The sequence below is a fragment of the Dactylosporangium darangshiense genome, assembly GCF_039537565.1.
Taxonomy (GTDB): domain Bacteria; phylum Actinomycetota; class Actinomycetes; order Mycobacteriales; family Micromonosporaceae; genus Dactylosporangium; species Dactylosporangium darangshiense.
In genome coordinates this window covers 66,591-89,718 of record NZ_BAABAT010000007.1, presented here as the reverse complement: position 1 = coordinate 89,718, position 23,128 = coordinate 66,591, and the positions used below count along the sequence as shown (strand labels likewise).

Sequence of the window (23,128 nt, the reverse complement as noted above, 5' to 3'; positions counted from 1 at the left end):
GGCCTCAGGCGGTACGCCGGGTTCGGGTGGGGCGGAGCTCCCCCGGGCGAGCGGAGCGAGCTGTTGCAACAGCAGTGCGGACGAAGGCGGCCAGCGCCGTCGAGCGGCTGCGTTCCGGCCAGGCCAGCACGAGCGAGATCGGGCCGGCGTCCTCGACGGGGACGGCGACCAGGTCGCGGCGCAGGTACGCCTCGGACGCGGCGGGCAGCAGGGCGATGGTCTCGCCGAGCGCGATCAGCTGCATCAGCTGGGAGCCGTCGCGCACGACGGGGCCGGTGCCGGGCACGTCGCGCCAGCGGGGCAGCGTTTCGCCGCTCAGGTCGTCGAGGCGGATCGAGCGGCGCCCGGCCAGCCGGTGGCCCTGCGGCAGCACGGCGATCTGGCCGTCGACGTGCAGCAGCTCGGTGTCGAAGCCGCTCGCGTCGTCGTGCGGCAGGTGCAGCAGCGCCATGTCGGCCTCGCCCGTGCGCAGCAACGTGGCCTGCTCGGCGACGCCGCACACGTGGACGTCGACGGTGGCCGGGGCGGGTTGTTCGCGGTACCGCCGCAGGATCTCCGGGACCAGGCCCGCGTCGGCGCCGGCCTTCATCGCGAGCACCAGCCGAGGTCGGGCTTCGGCCGCGCGGCGCGTGCGGTGGCCGGCGGCGGCCGCGGCGTCCAGGACCTTGCGCGCCTCGTGCATGAGGACCTTGCCGGCGGCGGTGAGCCGGACGCCGCGGCCGGCCCGCTCGAGCAGGGGCACGCCGACGCGGCGCTCGAGCTTGCTGATAGCCCGGGACAGCGGCGGCTGGGCCATGCCGAGCCGTTCGGCGGCGCGGCCGACGTGCTGCTCCTCGGCGACGACCACGAAGTAGGCGAGCTCGCGGGTCTCCAGCCGTTCCATACCCAAAGGGTATCGGTTGGCGACCCGGGTCGTCATGGATCGCCCGGCCGGGCGCGTGATGGGCTGGGCCCATGACCGACAACAACGACATGGCCGGACGGATCGTGCTGGTCACCGGCGGGAACAAGGGCATCGGGCGGGAGATCGTCGCGCAGCTGGCGCGGCTCGGGGCGACCGTGCTGCTGGGCGCGCGGGACAAGGCGCGGCGCGAGGACGCGGTGGCCGCGCTGCGGGCCGACGGGCTCGACGTGCACCCCGTGGCGCTGGACGTGACCGACGCGGCGTCGGCGGCCGACGCGGCGGATCGGCTCGGCCGGGAGTTCGGCCGGCTCGACGTGCTGGTGAACAACGCCGCCATCACCGGCGGGCGGCCGGGCGAGCCGTCGGCGATGGACCTCGACCGGCTGCGGCTGGTGTTCGAGACCAACGTCTTCGGCGTGCTCGCCGTCACCAATGCGATGCTGCCGCTGCTGCGCCGCTCGGCGGCGCCCGTGATCGTCAACGTGTCGAGCTCGGTCGGGTCGCTCCAACGGGCCGCCGGCGGCGAGTGGGACGCGATGCCGGCGTCGGCGACGTACGTGCCGTCGAAGACGGCGCTGAACTCGCTGACGCTGCAGTATGCCAAGGAGCTGACCGGTATCCGGGTGAACGCGGTCAACCCGGGGTGGTGCGCCACCGATCTCAACGGGTTTCAGGGGGAGCTCAGTGCTGCGGAGGGTGCGGCGGTTGTGGTGCGGTACGCGACGATCGGGGCGGACGGGCCGACCGGCGGCTTCTTCGGCGCGGACGGCGTCGAGCCCTGGTGACCTGGAGGTTGATACAGCGGTTCGGGTGCAGCGGAGCTATGGATACAGCGGGATCTCGCCGGAGCCGCGGATGATCAGGCGGGTCGGGACGACCACGCGTTCTATCGGCCGGTCGGGGTGCTCGAGGCGGGAACGGAACAGCTCGAAGGCGGTGCGGCCGATCTCCTCGTCGCCCTGTGCGACCACCGTCAGGCCGGGGCGCAGCAGGTCGGCGAGGGGGAAGTCGTCGAAGCCGACCAGGGCCACCGCGCCGAAGTCCTCGCCCAGGGCGCGGATCGCCGCGACCGTCGTGGAGGCGTTGCCGGTGATGACGGCGGTGACCGGGTCGGGGTCGTGGCGGACCGACGCCAGTGCGGCGGCGATGCGGGACTGGTCGACCGGGCCGGGGTGCACCAGGCCGTCGTGCGGTGCGCCCGCGGCCGCGGCGCAGGTGCGGAACGCCATCGCGCGCACGTGGCCGGTGTAGATGCGCTCGTCGTCGCCGATGTAGGCGATGCGGCGGTGGCCCCGGCGGTACAGGTGCTCGAAGGCCTGCGCGATGCCGCCGGGGTTGTCCGTCAGCACGGTGTCGACGTCCACGCCCGTCGCGGGGCGGTCGAAGGCGACGACCGGCAGGCCGGAGTCGATCTCGGCCTGGAGGTACCCGTGGTTCTCCGCGATCGGCTCGATGATGATGCCGTCCATGCGCCGGCCGGACATCGAGCGGACCGCGTCGCGCTCGAGGCGCTCGTCGTCCTCGGTCGACATCGCCACCACCATCAGGCCCGCGGCGCGCGCGGTGGCCTCGATGGCGCTCAGGACCGGGTGCGCCTCGGAGATGTTGCGCACGGCGGCGCCGATCGTGCCGGTCCGGCCGCTGCGCAGCTGGCGGGCGCGCTCGTCGACCTTGAAGTCCAGGGAGTCGATGGCGGCGCGGATGCGCTCGGCGAAGTCCGGGCCGACGGTGTCGTCGCCGTTGACGTAGCGCGACACGGTGCGTAGCGCGACGCCGGCCTCGCGTGCCACGTCGGCCATCGTGGGGCGGCGCTGCCGTGCTCTCACGTGGTTCACGCTGGGTCCCCTTCGATGTTCGGCGCGCGCCTCTTGACACCGCGTGGCGACACTCTACTGTAACCGGCGAGACAACGTTATCTCGCAGCTAACGAAAACGAAGTAGTCACTCGAAGCAGTCAAACGAACGCACCCCAAAACGAAGCAGCCGAGCCGCCGACACCCCAACCCCGGCGGCCGTGAAGGCACATCCCCCAGCCAGGAAGGATGCCATGCTCCGCAAACGCCACGCCGCATTCCGAAAATGCCTCGCCGCGATCGCCGCGGCAAGTGTCCTGCTGACCGCCGCGTGCACCGAGAAGGCCAAGGACGGCCAGGTCACGCTCACCTACATGACGTTCAACACCCCGTCGCTGACCGCCGAGTTCTGGGCGAAGTCCATCGCCAACGCCCAGCAGAAGGTGCCGGGCCTGACCGTCAAGCAGCTCGTCGCGCCCAACACCGACCGCGACGCCTACGCCAAGCAGCTGCAGGCGTCCGGGCAGTTCCCGGACCTGCTGCAGTCCATCACCCCGGCCCAGTACACCGGCGCCGGGCTCCTGCAGCCCTACGACCAGGCCTGGGTCGACGCGAACTTCCTGCTCCCGCAGGGCAACGCGATCAAGTCCAAGGTGTACATCCCGCCGACCAACTCCCAGATCATCCCGCTGGTCTTCTACAACAAGAAGCTGTTCGCGCAGGCCGGCGTGGCGGTGCCCAAGACGTGGTCGGACTTCCTGCAGGCCTGCGCCACGCTGAAGGGCAAGGGCATCACCCCGATCGAGCTCGGCGGCAACGACCCGTTCGCGGCCGGCATGCCCCTGGTCGGGGCGTTCAGCGCCGACGTGCTGGGCAAGAACCCCGACTGGATCCAGAAGCGCTACGCCGGCGCGGTCAAGTTCACCGACGCCGACGTGGTCGCCGCCGCCACCAAGGTCCGCACGCTGGTGACGAACGGGTACTTCGAGGACGGCGCCCTCAACGTCAGCTACGCCGACTCCATCACGAACTTCAACGCCGGCAAGGCCGCCATGTACCCCATGGGCAGCTGGTACCTCGGCTCGGTACCGAAGGACAAATGGGAGGACATCGGGGTCTTCCCGTGGCCGACCGACGACGGCTCGCTCGTCGTGCCGTTCTCCGTCGGCGGCTCGATGGCCATCAACGCGCACACCAAGCACATGGCCGAGGCCACGGCGTTCGCGCAGGCGTGGTCGCTCGACCCCGGCAACCTCAAGGCGCTCATCGAGGGCGACGGCGCGTTCCCGATGCTCAAGGGCAAGACGCTCGCCGACTACTCGGTGAGCGTGAGCCCGGTGTTCAAGGACTCCTACGCCTTCGTCACCGAGCAGAACAAGAAGGTGTACGCGATCGCCTGGGCGACCAACGACGACTCGCTGCCGGGTTCCCTGAACAACGATTTCTTCGCCGCAGCGCAGGGGCTGTTCAACTCCGGCGACGTGGCCGCACAGATGGCCAAGCTGGACACGTCCTGGGCCAGCGCCACCAAGTAACGGCATTACCGGGCGGCGGGGTCCTGGGCAGGCCCCGCCGCCGTCCACATCGGAGGGACCACGCGTGTCACAGCGCAAGACCCAGGACTTCGGCCTGCGCACGGTCGCCGGCGTCGGCCTCGTCCTGTATGTCACGTTCATCGTCGTACCCGTCTTCATGAGCCTGCGCAGCAGCTTCACCGACCAGAACCCGCTCAGGTCCGCCAGCTCCTTCGTCGGCCTGGCCAACTACCGCGAGATGTGGCAGGACGAGGAGCTGCGCGCCAGCGTCCTGTACACCCTGGCGCTGGCCTTCGGGGTCACGCTCGCCGCCAACGCGCTCGGCCTGGCCCTCGCGCTGCTGCTCAACGGCACCGGGCGCAGCTACCGGGCGCTGCGCACGATCGCGTTCCTGCCGCAGGTCGTCTCCGGCATCATCGTCGGCTTCGTGTGGAAGACGATCCTGACCCACGACGGGCTGCTCAACGACGTGCTCGTCTCGGCCGGCGTCGTCTCCGCGCCGGTCGACTGGCTCGGCACGCCCGGCATGGCGCGGATGAGCGTCGGCGTCGTCGTGGCCTGGGTGCTGTCGGGGTTCACCACGGTGGTGTACCTCGCGGCGCTGCAGCACATCCCGCGCGAGCTCTACGACTCCGGGGCGATCGACGGCGCCGGGCCCGTGCAGCGCTTCCGGCTCATCACGTGGCCGATGGTGGCGCCGGCGACCACGATCTCCGTCACCATCTCGCTCATCACGGTGCTCAAGCTGTACGACATCATCGCCGTGCTGACCGCGGGCGGCCCGTCGTACGCCACCCAGTCCACCGCCCAGTACATCGTGAAGATGGCCTTCACCAGCGACCGCTTCGGCTACGCCTCGGCCGTCGCCATGTTCCTCCTGCTCGCATCGGCGGTCATCGCCCTGTCCGTGACGAGCGCTCTACGCCGCCGGGAGATCGACCTGTGAGCAACGAACGGGCCACCAGATACGGCAATCGCCTGCGGCTGCTCGCCGCGGCCGTGGTCATCCTCGTGTTCGTCAGCCCCATCTACGTCACCATCGTCAACGCGTTCAAGTCCGAGGACGACATCCGCGCCAACCCGGCCGCGCCGCCGCTGCACCCCACCCTGGCCAACCTGACGACCGCGATCAACCGACCCGACGAGCTGCTGCAGGCGGGCCTGCGCAACTCCCTCATCGTCGTGGCCTGCTCGATCGTGCTGCTCATCCCGCTCACGTCGATCTTCAGCCTGTACGTCTCCCGCCGCCGGACCCGGGCGCGGGCGGCCCTGCTCGCGCTGCTGGCCGCCGGGCTGATGATCCCGCCGCAGGTGGTACTGCTGCCGACGATCCAGATCCTGACCGCCGTCGGGCTCGACCACTCCTACCCGGGGCTGATCCTGTCCAACGTCGCCGGCGGGTACTTCTCCTTCGGCGTGTTCGTCTACACCGGCTTCATGCGCTCGGTGCCCGACGAGATCATCGAGGCGGCCCGCCTCGACGGCGCGTCCGGGCTGCGCATCTGGTGGAGCATCGTCATGCCGCTGGTCCGCCCGGCCACCGCCACGGTGGCGATCTTCCTGTCCCTGTGGATCTGGAACGACTTCCTCAACCCGCTGTTCATCCTCGGCCCGCTGACCGGGCAGACCATCACCACCGGGCTGTACCTGTCCGTCGGGCAGTACCAGACGAGCTTCGGGCAGCTGTTCGGCATCATGTTCCTCGCCGGCGTCATCCCGGTCGCCGGGTACCTGTTCATGCAGAAGCACTTCGTCGCCGGCCTGACCCAGGGATCGTCGAAGTGAGCGCCGTGCCGCCGCTCGGCGACGTCGCCGGGCAGTGGATGGACGCCGCCCAGCTCGCCCACCTGCCGTCGCTGCGCAACCAGACCGGCCAGGCGCACGTCAACCACGACCTGGCGTCGCTGTCGTGGCTCGCCGCGCCGCCGTACACGTTCGGCTACCACACCGGCGTCCTGCGCCTCGACGGCGCGACGCTGCCGGCGCAGCGGCTGCGCTGGCGGCCCTGGGGCGTGACCCGCGAGCACACCGGCACCGACGTCACCGTGCGCACCGACACCCGCATGGCCCTCGCGGGCGACGAGGTGCTGTGGCGGGTGGAGCTGACCAACGACACCGGGGAACCGGTCACCTGCCGGCTCGAGCAGGAGCTGTTCGCCGCCGTCGCGCACACCGAGACCGGCTGGGGCTGGCTGCACGACGTGCCGTGGACCGCCGGCAACCACCACGACTTCATGACCCTGGAACGCATCCGGGCCACCACCCTCGCCGGCGGCAGCGGCCACTATCTGCTCGGCCCCGGCCGGCGGGTGCTGCGCCTCGGCCGGCCCCGCCCGCCCGGCATCCAGCGCGACGCCGTCACCGACGTCATGGACCTCTCGCACGAGCTGCCGCGCCACGTCAGCCCCGACACCGTCTACCCGCACACCCGCTCGGCGACGGCGACGCTGCGCATCGACGGCGCCGAGCACACGCTGCGCGAGGGGACCGAGATCGCGCTGGACGCCTCCGAGCTGCGCGCCGGTGACGTGCTGGCGTTTGCGGTACGCCCGGACGCCCCCGACGACACCGGCATCCTGCTGACACACGGCAACCACCCCGACTCGCTGCAGGCCGGCCTCGACCGCGGCCGGCTGTGGTTCGGCATCGCCGGCGAGCAGGAGTACGCCACCGCCCCGCTGACCCCGGGGACCTGGCACCGGGTCGAGATGGCCGTGCACGCCGACCACGCCCAGCTGTTCGTCGACGGCCGCCCCGCGGCCCGGACCCGGCACTGGACGCGCTCGACGCGGTGGAAGCCGGTGTGGGACGGCGCGCACGTCACCATCGCCGACACCCGCTCGCCGGCGCGCGCCGCGTACGCGTTCGCGTCCGCGCCCGACGCCGTGCAGGAGAGCGGCTGCGGCGCCCGCGCGGCGTGGACGCTCACCCTGCCGCCGGGCGGGTCGCGGACGGTCGGCATCGTGTGCGCGTACGGCGCCGACGACGCCGTCACCATCCGGGCCGCGCGGGTCGCCGAGGCGTTCGGCGCCGCGTTCGACGCCGTCGAGGACGGCTGGCACGCGCTGTGGGCGAAGATGTTCACGCCGGGCAACGACGCGTTCAGCGGCCACCTGCCGACCCTGCAGGCCGAGGACGCCGGCGTCGGGCGCGCGTACTACATGGGCGCGCTGCTGGCCCTCTACATGCGCAACGTGCGGGCCAGCGCCACCGAGCCGGTGTTCCTGACCGGGGGACCACGGCTGGGCGCGACGACGACCTACTTCTGGGACCACACGGAGTGGAGCCGGCTGTACGCCATGCTGGAGCCGGCCGGCCTGCGCTCCTGGCTGCTGCGCGCCCTGTCGATCCCCTACGGCGACTGCTTCGGCTTCGACACCCGCAGCGGCGGCCCGCTCGGCAACGCCTACGTCGCCACCGACTACTCGCTGTTCCGGCTGGTCGAGCACTACGTCGCCGTCACCGGCGACACCGCGTTCCTGGACGAGCGGCCCGGCGGCCGCAGCGTCCTGGAGCACGTGCGCGGGCTCGCCTACGGCTGGGCGGGGCGCACCACGGCGGCGACCGGCGGGGTCCTGGCCGACCTCGGCCCCGACCCGTGGAAGCTGCTCGAGTGCGTGCCCGGCTACGTGCACGCGGTCGCGTCGTTCAACGCCGCCTACGTGGGCATGCTGCGCGCCTACGCGCGGCTGCTGCGCTCCCGCGGCGACGCGGGCGGCGCGCAGGAGGCCGACACGGACGCGGGACGGCTCGCCGAGGCCGTGCTCGGGCTCGCCACCCCCGACGGGCGCTGGCGCATCCGGCGACCGGACGGCGACGAGGCCATCGGGCACTGCCTGGACTTCGGGCTCACGGCGGCGTACCTGCACGACGACCTCGACGCCGGGCAGCGCGCGGCGATGGTGGCGTTCGTCGAGTCGAAGCTCCTGGCCGGCCCGTGGATGCGGGCCCTGGCCCTCGACGATCCCGCGGCGCCGAGCGCGAACCGGCCCGACCACGGCGCCGCCGGCGCGTTCGGGGCCTGGCCCGGCGTCACGGCGTACGGCCTGGCCCGCCTCGGCCGGCCCGACCTCGCCGCCCGGCTGCTCGCCGGCACGCCGGCGGCGGCGTCGGGCGGGCTGTGGGGGCAGGCGCAGGAGATCGTCGAGGAGGGCGGGACGATCCGGGCGCGGGTCGCCGAGGCGGGCGTGTCCAACCGGGACGCGATCGCCGGGGTCGGCATCGCAGAGGCGGTCGTCGCCGGCCTGTTCGGCGTCGAACCGGGGTTCGGCGAAGCGCCGCCGGCCCGGCAGGCCTGGCATGTTCCGGGTGTCGGCACGCTCACCAACGTGAACCTGCCGGCCAGGCCCGCCGGGCGCGGCGATCAGGAGATGTTCAGGTCGTCGACGTAGCCGCGGTAGCCGCCCGTGGCGTTCGGGGCGTCGAACCCGACCAGGATCCGGTTGATCTGCTTGTTCGCGTTGCGGGTGCCGAGGTTCACCGTCACCTGGTTCCAGGCGTCGAGGGTGAGGTGCCCGCACTGCGCGGACGGGTGGGCGCCGTCGCCCGTCTGGTCGGTCGAGCCCGAGTCGCGCAGGGCGGTGCCGTCGGTGAAGATCAGGTCGATCGCGACGCACGTGCTGGTCGTCGCCCCGGCCGGCACGTACGGCGTGGTCGCGCTGCTCTGCGGGTAGATCCAGTAGCTCAGCGTCTTGCCCGAGCCGATCGCGAGGGGCGCGCCGCCCAGGTCGTACACCTTCAGGTAGGCGTGCACGGCCGAGCCGCCCTGCGCGGCGCCGGAGTACATGAGCGAACCCGTGCCGGCGTGGAACGTCTCGCCGGTGCGGGCGCCGGCCTCCGGGCCGCTCAGCCCGCAGCACAGCCCGCCGACCCCGGCCAGGCCGCCGCCGGAGGAGTCGACCGTGTCCGACCACGACAGCGCCGGGCCCGACGCCTCGAAACCGCTGGCGAACGACGACGACGTGCTCCCGCCGCCGGTCTGCATCGGCTGGGCGAGCTGCGCGTTGATGGTCGCCAGCGCGGTGCCGGCCGGCGCGAGCGCGATCGTCTCGCCGGCCGAGGTGGCCAGGGTGAGCCGGGCGCCGCTCACCGTGCCGGCGGAGGCGCCGTTGCGGTACACCTGCACGGAGCCGCCCCACGGGTTCGTGACGGTGGCCGTGCCGCCCTTCTGGCTCACGATCCGGATGTACTGCACCGTGCCGCCGGCCCGGCTCGCCGACACCAGGAAGCCGCCGCGGGCCAGCAGGTCGCCGAACTTGGCGCTGGTGCCCGACGGCCAGGCCGGGAAGACCTTGATGTCGCCCTGGAAGGACTGCAGCAGCATCTCGCCGAGGCCGCCCGCGACGACGTTGACCCCCTCGATGCCGCCGCCGCTGTGGTGGATGGCCATGTTCGGGTAGGCGTACTGGGTCGCCTCCGCGCGCAGCCCGGCGAGGATGGTGCCCGGGTCGTAGCCGACGGCGGCGGCCGCGGCGTAGAACGTCGGCGGTGCGTTGCCGCCGTGCCAGGCGTTGCTCAGCTGCCCGATCGTGTTGCGCGCCGTCTGCTGCAGGGTCGCGGAGCTGTTCAGGCCGACCTGCAGGCCCGGGTACACGTGCTGGATGACGATGTCGTTGCCGTCGTTGACGAACCCGGCGCCGGTCGAGGTCTCCCGGAACACCGTCTGGCCGTTGACCGTCGTGGTCGCGAACGGCGCCAGGTGCGCGTCGATGTTCGTCCAGGTGGCGCGGGTGCCGGAGTCCTGTCCCAGGGCCGCGCTCATGTCGGCCAGGCCGCCCATGAGCAGGTGCAGCAGGCCGAGGGTGAGGCTGCTGTCGGTCTGCGGGTAGGGGTTGTCCTCCTGCGGCGCGTCGTTGGTCACGTGGTAGGTGCCGGAGCCGTCGACGGTCAGGTAGTTCTGCCAGAACAGCGCGACCTGCTTGAGCCACGGGTAGACGCGCTGGGCGTAGGCGGTGTCGCGGGTGTACAGCCAGCGCATGATCATGACCGAGGCCAGGTTGGCGGCGTTGGACTTCTGGTTGTGCAGGTTCATGTCGGCGCTGGTGCCCTTCGGGGAGAGCCCGACCGGGTACAGCACGCCGGTGAAGCCCTGCTGCGCGGCGAGGGCCTGGCCCGGCGTCTGCCAGTCGAGCACCGGCTGGTCGTAGGGCTCCAGCAGCGGGATGTGGTTGCTCGACAGGGCGGCGTAGAACGGCGCCTGGTAGTTGTAGTTCGTGTGGTAGTCGCCGTTCCAGTTCATGGACCCGGTGATCCAGCTGCCCCACAGCCCCGGTGCGTACTTCCCGGCACGCGACGTCGAGCCCAGGATGTACAGCGAGCCGTACCACTGCTTCTCGACGGCCTTGTCGGGGATCTCGACGTACGACTGCTGCCAGAAGCCCTGCCACCACGAGCGGTGCGCCGCGGCGAGGTCGTCCGCGCCGGCCTGGGTCAGCGCCGAGACGAGCCCGGTCGCGGCGCCCTGGTAGCCGGAGTTGTCGATCGACGAGACGATGCCGGCGACGAACGTGTAGGTGGTGCCGGGGTTGAGCGTGACGCTGATCCGGTTTCCGGACACGGACTGGCTGCCGCCGATGACCCGTGAGGCGACGCGCGCCTGCGGTCCGGAGCCGTCGGCGGACACGTCGGCATTGAGCACCGAGCCGCTGGTGGACACGGTGGGCGTGCCGCCGGAGCCGTTCTGCACGGTGAAGGTCGCCGCCTGGCTGGAGCCGGTGACGCTGAGCGAGGTGACGAAGACGCCGCTGGTGGCCGACACCCAGCTCGTCGCCGTGAGCGTGGTGCCGCCGAGCGTGTAGGTGCCCTGCGCCTGGCCGCGGGCGATGTCCTGGACCATCCGGTAGCTCGCGCCGGACAGGCCCGGCACGGCCAGCACGATGCGGCCGAGCGGCTTGATCGCGTGCGAGCCCAGCGAGAAGAAGTCGTTCTTGCCCAGGTAGAACGTCTGGTTGGTGATCGGGCCGCCGGCGGTGACGCCGATGTCGCCGTTGCCCAGCAGCGGGCCGTCGGGCGTGTCGCCGGTGCCGAAGTGTGACGGCGGTGCGGTCCAGACGCCCTGGTACTGCTGGACGACCCGCCACGCCTGCGAGGCGGTGACGGTGTCGGCGCTCGCCGGCGGCGCGCAGGCGTTGGTCAGGGCCGCGGCGGCCAGGGCGCTCGCCGCGGCGGCGGCGATGAGACGGCTGCGTCTCATGAGGAGGTCCTCTCGGTCGGCGGTGGCGCGCCCCGCCGGCGGAGGCGGGGCGCGCTGCGGGGTATTCGCGGGCGCCGATCCCGTGACATGCGAAATAACGTTATCTCGCGGCTCCCCGCGGGTAAAGCCCCGCGCGCTCGAGCATCGCCCGGACCTCTTCGGCGCCCTCGTTGGCGCCGAAGAGCTCGGTGCCGGGGCCGAAGCGGGCGCCCTGTGCGAGTGGCCCGGCGTCGACCGGGTCGAAGCCGAACCGGTCGACGAGGTCCGCCACCGCCGCCCGGTCGGCCGGGTCGTCGCCGGCGATCGCCAGGGCCCGGCGGCCCGGCGCGCCCGCCGGCCGTGCCTGTTCGTCGAGGTCGTGGTATCCCATGTGGTTGAACGCCTTGACCACCCGGGCGCCCGCCAGGAAGTCGCGGACCAGCTCGCTCGACGTCGTGGCCGGGTCGGTCAGGTCGTCGCGGACGCCGTCGACCTCCCACCAGTAGTTCATCGCGTCGACGACGAGCTTGCCGCGCAGCGCCCCGGCCGGGATCGTGCGGTACTTGCCCAGGGGCAGCGCGAGGATGACCACGTCGGAGTGGGCCGCCGCCTCGGCCGCGGTCACCGCCGTGGCGCCCGGCGCGACGACCTCGACGATGAGCGAGATCGCCGACGCCGGGCCGGAGCCGGCCACCAGGACCCGGTAGCCGGCCGCCACGGCGAGGCGGGCGAGCACGGTGCCGACCTTGCCGGCCCCGAGGATGCCGACGGTCAGCGGGGCGCTCATTGCGCGATCAGCTCGCGGACCATCGGCAGCACCTTGGCGCCGTAGAGCTCGACGGCCCGGATGCGGGCGCTGGCCGGCTGCGACCCGGCCGTGTAGATGAGGTCGAAGCGGCCGACGCCGAGCTTCGTGATCGAGCGGGCCATCTTGCGGGCGACCGTCTCCGGCGAGCCGATGTACATCGACCCGTGCTCGACCTCGTGGTCGAACTCGGCCCGGCGCAGCGGCGGCCACCCGCGCAGCTTGCCGATGCGGTCGCGGATCACCTTGTACCGCGGGTAGAACAGCTCCTTGGCCTCCGCGTCGGTGTCGGCGACGAAGCCCGGCGAGTGCATGCCGACCGGGTGCGCGGTGGTGCCGAACTCGGCCGCGGCCCGGTTGTACAGCGTCAGGTAGGGCGCGAACCGCTCCGGCGCGCCGCCGATGATGGCGAGCATGAGCGGCAGCCCGTAGCGGGCGGCGCGGACCACCGACTGCGGCGAGCCGCCGACGCCGACCCACGTGTCCAGGTGCCCGGACTCGGTCTTGGGGAACACGTCGGCGTCGACCAGCGGCGCGCGGGTGGTCCCGCTCCAGGTGACCGGTTCCTCGCGCAGCAGCTGGGCGAACAGCTCGATCTTCTCCTCGAACAGCACGTCGTAGTCGCGCAGGTCGTAGCCGAACAGCGGGAACGACTCGGTGAACGAGCCCCGCCCGAGGATCACCTCGGCCCGCCCGCCGGAGAGGGCGTCGACGGTCGCGAAGCGCTGGAACACCCGCACCGGGTCGTCCGAGCTGAGCACGGTGACCCCGGACCCGAGCCGGATCCGCGACGTGCGCCCGGCGATGCCGGCCAGCACGGTCTCCGGGCTCGTGACGGCGTACTCCGGGCGGTGGTGCTCGCCGAGCGCGATGACGTCCACGCCCAGGCTGTCGGCGAGCACGGCCTCGTCGACGACCTGGCGGATCGCGCCCGCGTAGGACATGAGCGCGCCCTTGTCGTCCTCCGGCACGTCGCCGAAGGTGTCCAGGCCGAACGTGACATCCACCATGGCCTGCTCCCTTCCGAGATGATTGACGCGTCAATCGTGCCGCGAATATGATTGACGCGTCAATCGAGAGGGCGTGGTTGTGGTGGGGAACACCCGGGAGCGCGGCCGGCGGCTGCCGACGCGCGACGAGCTGCGCGTCTGGCGGGACTTCATCGAGACCGCCGAGGCGCTGCGCAACCAGCTGTCGGCCCGCCTGCAGTCCGAGACCGGGCTCTCGCCCGCCGACTACTCGGTCCTGCTGGCGCTCAGCGAGGCGGACGGCACCCGGCTGCGCTCCTCCGACCTCGCCGCGACCATCGGCTGGCAGCGCAGCCGCCTGTCGCACCACCTGGCCCGGATGGAGCCGCGCGGCCTCATCCGCCGCGAGGAGTGCGCCACCGACAGCCGCGGCGCCGACGTGGTGCTCACCGACGCGGGCGCCGAGGCGTTCCGGGCCGCCACGTTCCCGCACCTGCTCGCCGTGCGCGAGCTGTTCCTCGACGCGCTCAGCGCCGAGCAGCTCGACGCCGTCGCCGCCGTCACGGCCGCGCTGCGCGCCGGGGCGCTGGGCGACTCGCCACCCGCGAAGTAGGTGGCGTTCCGCCCACGTTCGGGGGTGCCCGCCCGGCCGGGCGGCGACGGATCGTAATGGCATGCGCATCCATCTCCTCGCCGCCGCGCTGGCGTGCGCGCTGCTCGGCGGGTGCACGGGCGGCGCCAGGGACCCCGGGCGCCCGGCCGGCACCGCCGGCGGGACCACCGCGGCGAGCGCCGACGCGGCCGCCGTCTTCCGGCAGGTGGCCGAGTGCTTCCGGGCGCACGGTCACCCCGACTTCCCCGACCCGGTGCTGGGCGCCGACGGCATGTGGGGCTTCCCGGCCGACACCGAGCGGGTCGACGTGCCCGAACCCTGCGCCGACGTCTTCCGCCAGTCCAAGGCCGTGTACCCGAACCGGCCGAAGGGGCCGGTCGTGACGGCGTCCGGCCTGGCCCTCGCGCGCCGCTTCGCCCAGTGCATGCGCGACAACGGGGTGCCCGACTGGCCCGACCCGAACCCGGACGGCACTTACACCGTCCCCGACCGGCTCGTGCGCCCCGAGGACGAGAGCCTGTGGCAGCCCGCGGCGAGCGGTCCGTGCAAGGCCTACGCGCCACCGGGCGGCCCGGAGGTGAAGGTGGGTTAGGACCGCGGCGCACCGGGCAGGGCGGGGCTCGATCGCATCCCGCCAGGACGGAGGAACCAGCTCGTGGGGCAGACCAGCCAGAGCAGCGGGCCGCGCATGGTCGCTGCGGCGTTCAGCGTGAACGGGCGGGCGGTGCGCGTCGACGCCGACCCGCGGGAGAGCCTCCTCGACGTGCTGCGCGAACGGCTGGCGCTGACCGGCACCAAGAAGGGCTGCGACCAGGGGCACTGCGGCGCCTGCACGGTCCACGTCGGCGGGCTGCGCGTCCTTGCCTGCCTCACCCCGGCGGTACAGGCCGACGGGCAGGAGGTCACCACCATCGAGGGGATCGCGGGCGAGGGCGGCACGCTGCACCCGCTGCAGCAGGCGTTCATCGAGCACGACGCGCTGCAGTGCGGGTACTGCACGCCGGGGCAGATCATGTCGGGCCTGGCCTGCATCGCCGAGGGCAACGCCGGCGACGAGGAGACCGTCCGGGAGTACATGAGCGGCAACGTCTGCCGCTGCGGCGCCTACGTGGGCATCGTCGCCGCCGTGCGGCAGTGCGCGCTGCGGGCGGGTGCCTGAACGATGCGCCCCTTCGACTACCACCGGCCCGAGAACCTGCCGCAGGCCCTCGCGACGCTGCGCGACGCCGGCGACGCGGCGCTGCCCCTGGCCGGGGGCACCACGCTGTACGACCTCATGAAGATCGGCGTCGAGACGCCCGACGCCGTCGTGGACATCCACCGCCTGCCCGAGCTCGACCACGTCGGCGTCGCCGGCGGCGAGCTCGTCATCGGCGCCGGGACCCGGATGGCGCGCGCCGCCGCGCACCCGGCCGTCATGCGCGACTTCCCGGCCGTGTCGCAGTCGCTGTGGCGGGCCGCGTCGCAGCAGCTGCGCAACATGGCCACCATCGGCGGCAACCTGCTGCAGCGCACCCGCTGCACCTACTTCCGCGGCGGGGCGCCCTTCCCGTGCAACAAGCGCGACCCGGGCAGCGGCTGCGCGGCGATCGGCGGGCGCGACGGCGGGCACGCCGTGCTCGGCGTCAGCGACGACTGCATCGCCACGTACCCGGGCGACCTTGCCGTCGCCCTCATCGCCTTCGACGCCGTCGTCGACGTCGCCGGGCCGGCCGGCGCGCGCACGGTGCCGATCGCCGAGCTGCACCGCTCGCCCGGCGACACCCCACACCTGGAGCACACCCTGAACCCCGGCGAGCTCATCACCCGCGTCCGGGTGCCGTTCTCCGACATCGCCCGCGAGTCCACCTTCCTCAAGGTCCGGCCGCGGGAGAGCTACGCGTTCGCGCTCGCCTCCGCCGCCGTCGGCGTGCTGCGCGGCTTCGACGGTGAGGTCCGCGAGTGCCGGATCGCGCTCGGCGGCGTCGCGACCCGCCCGTGGCGCGCAACCGAGGCCGAGCGCGTCCTGGCCGGCCGGCCGCTGACCGCCGAGTCCGCGCGCGAGGCCGGCGACGTCGCCATGCGCGGCGCCCGGCCCGGCCGCGACAACGCCTACAAGGTCGAGCTCGGCGCGCGCACCGTCGCCGAGGCGCTGCTGCGCGCCGCAGGGAGCGAGCGATGAACGGCAACCGCGCCCGCGTCGACGCCCGCGACAAGGTCATGGGCGCCCCCCTGTTCGCCGCCGACCGGGTGCCCGACGGCCTCGCGCACGCGGCCCTCGCCACCGCCACCATCGACCGGGGGCGCATCGCCGCGCTCGACACCGCCCGAGCGGAGGCGGTGCCCGGCGTGCGGCTCGTGCTGACCCGCCTCGGCGAGGACGAGCTGCGCACGGCCGGGTTCCTCATGGCCGGCGGGTACGCCTTCCAGAGCTTCCAGCCGCTGACGTCGGACCGCATCGCCTACCGCGGCCAGCCCGTCGCCCTCGTCGTCGCCGACGACCCCGTCGCCGCCACCCACGCCGCCGAGCTCGTCGAGGCCCGCTACGAGGCCGAGCCGCACGCGGTGCGCATCGACGACCCGGGCGCCACGGTCGTGCTGCAGCAGGAGGCGATCCCGCTGCCGTTCCTGGCCGACGTCGTGGTCGGCGACGCCGACGCCGAGCTCGCCAAGGCCGAGGTGCGCGTCGAGGCCGTCTACGAGCACCCGTCGCAGAACTCGGCGCCGATGGAGCTCATCGGCGCCGTCGTGCAGTGGCGCGGCGACACCCTCGTCGTGCACGAGGGCACCCAGAACGCGGCGTCGATCCGCCACGGGCTGGCGCACCAGCTCGGCATCGACGCCGAGCGGGTGGAGGTCGTCTCGCCGTACACCGGCGGCGGCTTCGGCCAGAAGAACTCCCTGCAGCCGCACATCGGCCCGCTCGCCATCGCCGCGCGGCGCCTGGGCCGGCCGGTGAAGCTGGTGCTGACCCGGCCGCAGGTGTTCCACCAGGCGAGCTTCCGCCCGGTGAGCCGCCACCGCATCAGCCTCGGCGCCGACGCCTCCGGGCGGCTGCTCGCGGCCGTGCACGAGGCCGACCAGCAGACGTCGCGGCACGACCTGTTCCCGGCGACGTTCACCGAGGTCACCTCGCGGCTGTACGGCGTGCCGGCGTTCCGCGGCCGGCAGCGGCTGGTGCAGACCGACGTGCAGACGCCGGGGTACATGCGGGCGCCGTTCGAGCACCCGGGCGCCTGGGCGATGGAGTGCGCCGTGGACGAGCTCGCGCACGCCGCCGGCGCCGACCCCGTCGAGCTGCGGCTGGCCAACGACACCACGCACGACCCGGTGACCGGCAAGCCGTTCTCGTCCCGGCACGTCGCGGAGTGCCTGCAGCGCGGCGCCGAGCTCTTCGGCTGGGCCAAGCGGCGCCCCGAGCCGGCGCAGTGGATCGCCTCCGACGGGTCACAGGTCGGCTGGGGCGTGGCCATCGGCGCCTACCCGGCGGCGAGCACGCCGGCGGTGGCCCGCGCGGTGGCGTACCCGGACGGCCGCGTCGGCGTCGAGGTCGACGGCCACGAGATGGGCCAGGGCATCCGCTCGGCGATCACGCTGCTCGTCGCCGACCTGATGGGCGTGCCGGCGAACCGGGTCACCGTCGGGCTCGGCGACACCCGGGTCGCCACGCAGCACCTGACCGCCGGGTCGTGGGGGACGTCGTCGGCCCTGCCCGCGGTACACGCGGCGATCCTGAAGCTGCGGGAGACCCTCGGCGGGCGCAGGCCCACCGGCGCACCGGTGGCGGTCAGCGCCTCCAACGGCCTGCCCGAGCCGCTGCAGGAGCGGGCGCGGGCCGGCCAGGTCGCGCTCGCCGGGCCGGTGTGGGACGACTTCGTCGCGTACAGCTTCATCGCGCACTTCGTCGAGGTCCGCGTCGCGGCCGGCACCCGGCGCATCCGCGTGCCGCGGGTGGTGAGCGTCGCCGACTGCGGCCGGGTCGCGAGCCCGGTGACGGCGGCGAGCCAGGTCCGCGGCGGCGTCGTGTGGGGCCTGGGCGCGGCGCTGCGGGAGGGCCTGGAGGTCGACGAGCGCTACGGCGGGTTCGTCAACGCGACCCTGGAGGAGTACCCGGTGACGGTCAACGCCGACGTCGCCCGCATCGACGTGGAGTTCATCGACCGGCCCGACCCGCTGCTCAACCCGGTCGGCGTGAAGGGCCTCGGCGAGGTGTCGATGGTCGGCGTGGCCGCGGCGGCGTCCAACGCCATCTTCCACGCCACCGGCCGGCGCGTGCGCCGCCTGCCGATCACCATCGCCGACCTGCTGTGAGTCAGTGGCCCTGGAACGCCTCCTCGAGCCACCACGAGGCGCGGGCGGCGGCGACCTTCGCGTCGATGAGCAGCGGGCGGTCGCGCGGGCCGGCGAGCCAGTCGGACACCGCGGCCAGGTCGGCCGGCTCGCGCACGGTCGCGGCCGCGCAGCCGTAGCCGCGGGCGATCGCGGCGAGGTCGGCGTCGGGGAAGACGACGGTGTCGAGGGGGTGGCCGTGCGGGCCGAAGTGGTGGACCTCGGCGCCGTAGGCGGCGTCGTCGTACACGACGATCACCATCGGCAGCCCGAGCCGCACCACGGTCTCCAGCTCCGAGATGCCCATGAGGAACCCGCCGTCACCGAGCGCCGCGACCGGCAGGCGGTCCGGGCGGGCGATCGCGGCGCCGACCGCGGTGGCCAGGCCCAGGCCGATCGACTGGAACGCCTGGGTGAAGCAGAACCCGGCGGAGTCGGGCACGGCGAGGTACATCGACGGGTAGCCCATGAAGTTGCCGGAGTCGACGGCGACGGTCCGCTGCGCCGGGAGCAGGTCGTCGAGGCCGATCGACAGCGTGCGCGGGTCGATGCGCCCGTCGCCGCCCTCGTCCTCGTAGGCCACGTCCCGCCAGCGCATCGACGGCAGCGGTTCGGCGCGGTAGCCCTCGGCGGCGTGCCCGCGGGCCGCGAGGAGGTCGGCAACGGCCGTGGCGGTGGCGCCCGCGTCGCCGAGGACGCCCAGCGTGACCCGCGGGTTGGCGTGCAGCGCGTCGGCGTCGACGTCGACCTGCGCGACGGCGGCGCCCGGCCCGAGCAGCCGGCCGTGCCGGGTCGTCCACATGTTGAGCGTGCACCCGAAGGCGACGACGGCGTCGGCGGCGGCGATGCGCTCGGCGGCGCCGGGCGAGGCGAAGCCGCCGGAGACGTCGACGTACCACGGATCGCCGTTGAACAGGCCCTTGGCGACGGCCGACGTGGCCAGCAGCGCGCCGCACCGCCGCGCCAGCTCGGCGATCGCGGCGGCGGCACGCGGTTCGCGGGCGCCGCGGCCGGCCACGAGCACGGGCCGCCGGGCGCCCTGCAGCAGGTCGGCGAGGCTCGCCACCGCGCCCGGGTCGGGCGCGAGCACCGGCGGCGCGGGCAGCGGGCGGGCGACCGGCCCGTCGGCGATGTCGATCTGGCCCGCCTGCACGTCCAGCGGCAGGCTGACCAGCACGGTGCGCCGCTCCACGACGGCGCGGCGGACCGCGCGCAGCACGTCCTCGAGCGCCGACTCCGCCGTCGCGGCCCGCTCGTGCGTGGCGCCGACCGCGGCGGCGAGGGCCGCCTGGTCGAGCCGGAAGTTGGACCGGGCGCCGGCCGCACCGGTGTCCGCGGCGAGCACCACCATCGGGGTGCGGCTCTTGGCGGCCTCGGCGATGCCGGTCAGCGCGTTGGTCACCCCCGGTCCCTGGTGCACCGTGAGCACACCGAGCCGGCCGGAGGTGCGCGCGTAGGCGTCGGCCATGACCGCCGCGCCGCCCTCGTGCCGGGCGGCCACGAACCGCACGCCGGCCGCCACGAGGGCGTTGGTCAGGTGGAAGTTGCCGCTGCCGACTACGCCGAACGCGCACTCGACGCCGCACGCGGCGAGCGCGCGGCCGACGGCCTCGGCGACCAGCACGGCCCGGCCCTCAGCGCTCGACCAGGGCGAGGACCCGCGACGGGCTGCCGGAGCCGCGCAGGATCGGCAGCGGTGCCGCGATCACCACGGCGCCCCGGGCCGGGAGGCGGTCCAGGTTGCGCAGCTGGGTCAGGCCGTACTTGCCGGCGCCGAGCAGGAACGAGTGGCACGGGAACGGCGGGTCGAAGGAGTGCGCGGCGCCCGCGTCGGTGCCGACGGTCTCCACGCCCAGGCCGATGATCGGCGACTCCTGCGCGAGCCACTGCGCGCACTCCACCGAGATGCCCGGGGTGTTGCCGGCGTTGAGGAACGCCTCGCCGTCGTCGCCGCGGGCGTCCCAGCCGGTGCGGTACAGCAGCCAGCCGCCGTCCGGCAGCGGGCCGTGCTCGGCCTCCCAGGCCCGCACGTCGTCGATCTGCAGCAGGTAGCCGGGGTCGGCGGCGGCCCGCTCGGCGCGGTCGATGACGACGGCGGGCGCCACGAGCCTGCGGGGCGGCACCTGGGCGACGTCCTCGCCGTCGCGGCCGGTGACCCAGTGGATCGGCGCGTCGAAGTGGGTGCCGGTGTGCTCGCCGGAGCGGAAGTTGTTCCAGTACCAGGCGGGGCCACGCTCGTCGTAGCGGCTGATCTCCTCGAACGCGAAGCGCCACGTGTTGCCGAACGGCTCGGGCAGCTGCAGGATCGGCGTGTCGCCGCTGAGCGGGGCGGTCAGATCGACTACCTCGATCGAGCCGGCCGTGACGGCGTCCACCAGATCGGACAAGAGCGACATGCGGCGACGTTAACACTCCCACCCGTCCGCGTGAGTGGTTCTGTCCGGACGGCCCGCGTCCTCATCCGGTCGGCGGTATCGGCGGCACCCACGGACGATCGTTACCGCGTCGTGTTTGCCTAGCATGGGCCTCGCCGCGCGTCGAAAGGGTTGCTATGCCGAATTGGGGCCTCGGAGTCGATCTTGGTACGAGCTTCTCGGCGGCGGCGATCGTCGCCGGCGACCGCGTGGAGATCCTCGAGGTCGGACGCGAGCGGCGTATCCCGTCGACGGTGCTGCTCGACGACGCGGGCCGGCTGCTGGCCGGCAGCCTCGCCCAGCGCCTCGTCGGCCGCTCGCCGGAGCGCGCCGAACGCAACCCCAAGCGGTACGTCGGGCGCGGCCCGATGCTGCTCGGCGGCAACCCCGTCGACGCCGGCGCCGCCCTGGCCGCGCTGCTGGAGCTCTTCGTCGCCGAGGGCCGCTCCCGCTTCGACGGCGCCCGCCCCGCCGCGGTGGTGCTGACCCACCCGGTCGCCTGGGGCGAGGACCGCCGCGAGGTGCTGCGCGCCGCCGGCGCCGCCGTCGTGCCGGACGCGACCCTGCACCTCGTCGAGGAGCCCGTCGCCGCCGCCGTGCACTACACCGAGTCGCACAACCTCTCCGAGGGCGGCCGCGTCGCCGTCTACGACCTCGGCGGCGGCACGTTCGACAGCGCCGTGCTGGCCCGCCGCGGCGGCGCCTTCGTGGTCGTCGGCAAGCCCGGCGGCGACGACCAGATCGGCGGGGAGACGTTCGACGAGCGGGTGTACGAGTACTTCGGCGCCCAGCTCGCCCAGCGCGCGCCGCAGTGGTGGGAGCAGGTCTCCACCGGCGTCGAGCGGCGCTGGCTGGCCGCGGCCGCGGACCTGCTCGGCGAGGCGCGCGCGGCGAAGGAGGCGCTGTCGGAGTACGACACCGCCAGCCAGTACATCTCCGGCGCCGACGTCGACGTCGAGATCAGCCGCACCGAGCTCGAGAACCTCATCGGCACCGACATCCAGCGCACCGCCGACATCCTCGACGAGACGATCCGCCAGGCACAGGACGACGGCGGCGCGCAGGACCGGCTCGCCGGCATCTTCCTCACCGGCGGTGCGAGCCGCATGCCGCTGGTCGAGCAGACGCTGCGGGCGCGCTACGCCGCCCAGGTCCGCACCTGGGACGACCCCAAGACGGTGGTCGCGCTCGGCGCCGCCCGGGTCGCACGCACCCACCTCGCGGCTTCCCCTGCCCAGCCTCCTGTACAGCCGGCCCCCCAGCCCGTTGCCGTTGCTCAGCCGGTCCGCCCGGCCGAGCCCGTCGTTGTCGAGGGGGACCGGTTCGACGTTCGCCTGGGCGGCGTCGTCGAGGCGGTCGCCACCGGCCGCGACATCTACGCCTGGTGCCGCGACCCCGCGGCGAGCGTCGACGTGCTGCACCGCCTCGACGCCGCCACCGGCCAGCCCGACCGGCAGCTCGCCCTGGGCCGGGTCACCGCCTGGGCGGCCTCGAGCGAGGGCCTGCTCGTCGCCGACCGGTTCGGCATCAACGCCCGGCTGCACACCCTGAGCCCCGAGCTGGTCATCCGCTCGACCCGCCCGGTGATGACGGTCGAGGACCCGGTGATCCTCGCCGACGGCGCGGTCGGCTGGGCCTTCCTGCGCCCGTACGCCTCTGCGTTCGTGGACAACTCGATCGGCCTGCCGTGGGGCTCGACCGGCGGCCTGTCGGTCATCGAGACGAACCTCACCGCCGTGTTCGTCCAGGACAGCCTGCCGCTGGACATCGGCGACACCGCGCGGTGGTACGTCAACGAGAACAACGCCCTGCGCCGGCTCTTCGACCAGAACAGCCCCTCGGAGTCGCTGCCGATGCTGGCGCACGGCAGCGAGGGCTGCGTGGTCATCCTCGGCCGCTACGCCAGCAAGGCACCCATGGGCGCCAGCTACCGGCGCCCGGGTGGCTTCGCGCACGGCCGGCACCAGGCCGTGCAGCCCTACCAGATCGTGTGCCGCGTGACCTCGGGCGGCAAGGTCACGCACGGGGCGCGGCGGAGCAAGAACTGGCTGTACCAGGCGGTGCACCACCGCGACCAGTGGCACCTCGCGACCGAGGCCGGCCTGGAGACCGGCCCGCTGGAGGGCGAGAGCACCACCCTGCTGGCCAGCCGCCCCCGCCCGGGCGCCCTGCGCTGGTTCCCGGCGGGCGAGCACATGTACGCGATCGGCATCGAGCAGGTCCTGCCCTCCCGCGGCCTGTGGGTGGCGATCCTCGAGCCCGGCGGCGGCCTGCGAACGTTGTTCCAGGACTCGGCGGTCTCGCTGCTGGGCCACCTGACCAGCCGCGAGCGGGCCGAGCTGCCGCGCGTGCTGCCGGACGGCGACGGCCTGTGGATCGCCGCGGGCGGCGGCGACGGCCGCACCCAGCTGCTGCACGCCACCCCGGACGGCGTCACGACGGCGAAGTCGGCGACGGGCTGGCTCGAGCCGGTGGCGCGCCTGAGCTCGGGCCTGCTGTGCCTGCACGACCCGTGGAGCCAGCCGGGCGTGGCCCGCGCCAACCTCGGCCACCTCGTCAGCGTCCCGCTGTAGGGGTTGCATCCGGTACTGCGGTACGGGTCGTCGAGGTGCCAGCC

At 73.7% G+C, this 23,128-nt stretch carries 18 protein-coding genes; 11 read left to right on the top strand and 7 right to left on the bottom strand.

The window, feature by feature from the left end; all coding sequences use genetic code 11:
• Positions 1-4: 4 nt before the first annotated feature.
• The gene (locus ABD901_RS16020) at positions 5-883 is read right to left on the bottom strand and encodes a LysR family transcriptional regulator (protein WP_345127450.1); all 879 of its coding nucleotides are present in this window, start codon (positions 881-883) and stop codon (positions 5-7) included.
• A gap of 71 nt (positions 884-954) precedes the next feature.
• Here ABD901_RS16020 and ABD901_RS16015 point away from each other — a divergent pair, with 71 nt between their 5' ends.
• Positions 955-1,689 carry an SDR family NAD(P)-dependent oxidoreductase gene (locus ABD901_RS16015; RefSeq protein WP_345127447.1) on the top strand — a complete coding sequence of 245 codons (735 nt, stop codon included), beginning with the start codon at positions 955-957 and terminating at the stop codon, positions 1,687-1,689.
• A 36-nt stretch (positions 1,690-1,725) separates the two neighbouring features.
• Here the strand turns inward: ABD901_RS16015 and ABD901_RS16010 are convergent, their stop codons facing one another.
• Positions 1,726-2,730: a LacI family DNA-binding transcriptional regulator gene (locus ABD901_RS16010; RefSeq protein WP_345127444.1), complete on the bottom strand. Its 1,005-nt coding sequence runs from the start codon at positions 2,728-2,730 to the stop codon at positions 1,726-1,728.
• A gap of 221 nt (positions 2,731-2,951) precedes the next feature.
• Here ABD901_RS16010 and ABD901_RS16005 point away from each other — a divergent pair, with 221 nt between their 5' ends.
• The 4 genes from ABD901_RS16005 (at position 2,952) to ABD901_RS15990 (ending at position 8,623) form a co-directional block, all read left to right on the top strand.
• Complete coding sequence (locus ABD901_RS16005) at positions 2,952-4,232, top strand: ABC transporter substrate-binding protein (RefSeq protein ID WP_345127439.1); 1,281 nt, start codon at positions 2,952-2,954, stop codon at positions 4,230-4,232.
• 64 nt (positions 4,233-4,296) lie between these two features.
• Positions 4,297-5,178 (top strand): carbohydrate ABC transporter permease, encoded by an 882-nt coding sequence (locus ABD901_RS16000; RefSeq protein ID WP_345127432.1) that lies wholly within the window; start codon positions 4,297-4,299, stop codon positions 5,176-5,178.
• Positions 5,175-6,017, top strand: a complete 843-nt coding sequence (locus ABD901_RS15995; protein ID WP_345127428.1) for a carbohydrate ABC transporter permease — start codon at positions 5,175-5,177, stop codon at positions 6,015-6,017. The genes ABD901_RS16000 and ABD901_RS15995 overlap by 4 nt, the downstream gene beginning before the upstream one ends.
• Positions 6,014-8,623, top strand: coding sequence for a LamG domain-containing protein (locus tag ABD901_RS15990; protein WP_345127426.1), 2,610 nt, complete (start codon positions 6,014-6,016; stop codon positions 8,621-8,623). The genes ABD901_RS15995 and ABD901_RS15990 overlap by 4 nt, the downstream gene beginning before the upstream one ends.
• On the opposite strand, the gene ABD901_RS15985 is transcribed toward ABD901_RS15990, so the two are convergent.
• The 3 genes from ABD901_RS15985 to ABD901_RS15975 form a co-directional block, all read right to left on the bottom strand.
• Positions 8,596-11,424 (bottom strand): glycosyl hydrolase family 95 catalytic domain-containing protein, encoded by a 2,829-nt coding sequence (locus tag ABD901_RS15985; RefSeq protein WP_345127421.1) that lies wholly within the window; start codon positions 11,422-11,424, stop codon positions 8,596-8,598. The two genes, ABD901_RS15990 and ABD901_RS15985, sit on opposite strands and share 28 nt — an antisense overlap.
• Before the next feature lie 100 nt (positions 11,425-11,524).
• Positions 11,525-12,190, bottom strand: coding sequence for an NADPH-dependent F420 reductase (locus tag ABD901_RS15980; protein WP_345127418.1), 666 nt, complete (start codon positions 12,188-12,190; stop codon positions 11,525-11,527).
• Complete coding sequence (locus ABD901_RS15975; protein WP_345127413.1) at positions 12,187-13,218, bottom strand: LLM class flavin-dependent oxidoreductase; 1,032 nt, start codon at positions 13,216-13,218, stop codon at positions 12,187-12,189. Before ABD901_RS15975 ends, ABD901_RS15980 begins: the two co-directional genes overlap by 4 nt.
• Before the next feature lie 73 nt (positions 13,219-13,291).
• Here ABD901_RS15975 and ABD901_RS15970 point away from each other — a divergent pair, with 73 nt between their 5' ends.
• The 5 genes from ABD901_RS15970 (at position 13,292) to ABD901_RS15950 (ending at position 18,079) form a co-directional block, all read left to right on the top strand.
• Complete coding sequence (locus ABD901_RS15970; RefSeq protein ID WP_345127410.1) at positions 13,292-13,789, top strand: MarR family winged helix-turn-helix transcriptional regulator; 498 nt, start codon at positions 13,292-13,294, stop codon at positions 13,787-13,789.
• Between the two features lie 61 nt (positions 13,790-13,850).
• Positions 13,851-14,381 (top strand): hypothetical protein, encoded by a 531-nt coding sequence (locus tag ABD901_RS15965; RefSeq protein ID WP_345127405.1) that lies wholly within the window; start codon positions 13,851-13,853, stop codon positions 14,379-14,381.
• Positions 14,382-14,477: 96 nt separating this feature from the next.
• On the top strand, positions 14,478-14,948 hold the full coding sequence (locus ABD901_RS15960; RefSeq protein ID WP_345127833.1) for a (2Fe-2S)-binding protein: 471 nt from the start codon (positions 14,478-14,480) through the stop codon (positions 14,946-14,948).
• A gap of 3 nt (positions 14,949-14,951) precedes the next feature.
• Positions 14,952-15,950, top strand: coding sequence for an FAD binding domain-containing protein (locus ABD901_RS15955; RefSeq protein ID WP_345127404.1), 999 nt, complete (start codon positions 14,952-14,954; stop codon positions 15,948-15,950).
• Positions 15,947-18,079, top strand: a complete 2,133-nt coding sequence (locus ABD901_RS15950) for a xanthine dehydrogenase family protein molybdopterin-binding subunit (RefSeq protein ID WP_345127402.1) — start codon at positions 15,947-15,949, stop codon at positions 18,077-18,079. The genes ABD901_RS15955 and ABD901_RS15950 overlap by 4 nt, the downstream gene beginning before the upstream one ends.
• 1 nt (position 18,080) lies before the next feature.
• Here ABD901_RS15950 and ABD901_RS15945 read toward each other — a convergent pair whose 3' ends face one another.
• Together ABD901_RS15945 and ABD901_RS15940 are read right to left on the bottom strand one after the other, a co-directional pair.
• Complete coding sequence (locus tag ABD901_RS15945; RefSeq protein ID WP_345127399.1) at positions 18,081-19,721, bottom strand: thiamine pyrophosphate-binding protein; 1,641 nt, start codon at positions 19,719-19,721, stop codon at positions 18,081-18,083.
• 10 nt (positions 19,722-19,731) lie between these two features.
• Entirely contained in the window at positions 19,732-20,493 is a 762-nt protein-coding gene (locus ABD901_RS15940) for a cyclase family protein (RefSeq protein WP_345127397.1), read from the bottom strand.
• Between the two features lie 155 nt (positions 20,494-20,648).
• Here ABD901_RS15940 and ABD901_RS15935 point away from each other — a divergent pair, with 155 nt between their 5' ends.
• Positions 20,649-23,084 carry an Hsp70 family protein gene (locus ABD901_RS15935; RefSeq protein WP_345127395.1) on the top strand — a complete coding sequence of 812 codons (2,436 nt, stop codon included), beginning with the start codon at positions 20,649-20,651 and terminating at the stop codon, positions 23,082-23,084.
• Positions 23,085-23,128 lie beyond the last annotated feature (44 nt).

Coding starts and splice junctions, on each gene's coding strand:
- ABD901_RS16020 (WP_345127450.1), bottom strand. CDS start 883: ATGGAACGGCTGGAGACCCGCGAGCTCGCCTACTTCGTGGTCGTCGCC.
- ABD901_RS16015 (WP_345127447.1), top strand. CDS start 955: ATGACCGACAACAACGACATGGCCGGACGGATCGTGCTGGTCACCGGC.
- ABD901_RS16005 (WP_345127439.1), top strand. CDS start 2,952: ATGCTCCGCAAACGCCACGCCGCATTCCGAAAATGCCTCGCCGCGATC.
- ABD901_RS15985 (WP_345127421.1), bottom strand. CDS start 11,424: ATGAGACGCAGCCGTCTCATCGCCGCCGCCGCGGCGAGCGCCCTGGCC.
- ABD901_RS15980 (WP_345127418.1), bottom strand. CDS start 12,190: ATGAGCGCCCCGCTGACCGTCGGCATCCTCGGGGCCGGCAAGGTCGGC.
- ABD901_RS15975 (WP_345127413.1), bottom strand. CDS start 13,218: ATGGTGGATGTCACGTTCGGCCTGGACACCTTCGGCGACGTGCCGGAG.
- ABD901_RS15965 (WP_345127405.1), top strand. CDS start 13,851: ATGCGCATCCATCTCCTCGCCGCCGCGCTGGCGTGCGCGCTGCTCGGC.
- ABD901_RS15960 (WP_345127833.1), top strand. CDS start 14,478: ATGGTCGCTGCGGCGTTCAGCGTGAACGGGCGGGCGGTGCGCGTCGAC.
- ABD901_RS15955 (WP_345127404.1), top strand. CDS start 14,952: ATGCGCCCCTTCGACTACCACCGGCCCGAGAACCTGCCGCAGGCCCTC.
- ABD901_RS15950 (WP_345127402.1), top strand. CDS start 15,947: ATGAACGGCAACCGCGCCCGCGTCGACGCCCGCGACAAGGTCATGGGC.
- ABD901_RS15940 (WP_345127397.1), bottom strand. CDS start 20,493: ATGTCGCTCTTGTCCGATCTGGTGGACGCCGTCACGGCCGGCTCGATC.
- ABD901_RS15935 (WP_345127395.1), top strand. CDS start 20,649: ATGCCGAATTGGGGCCTCGGAGTCGATCTTGGTACGAGCTTCTCGGCG.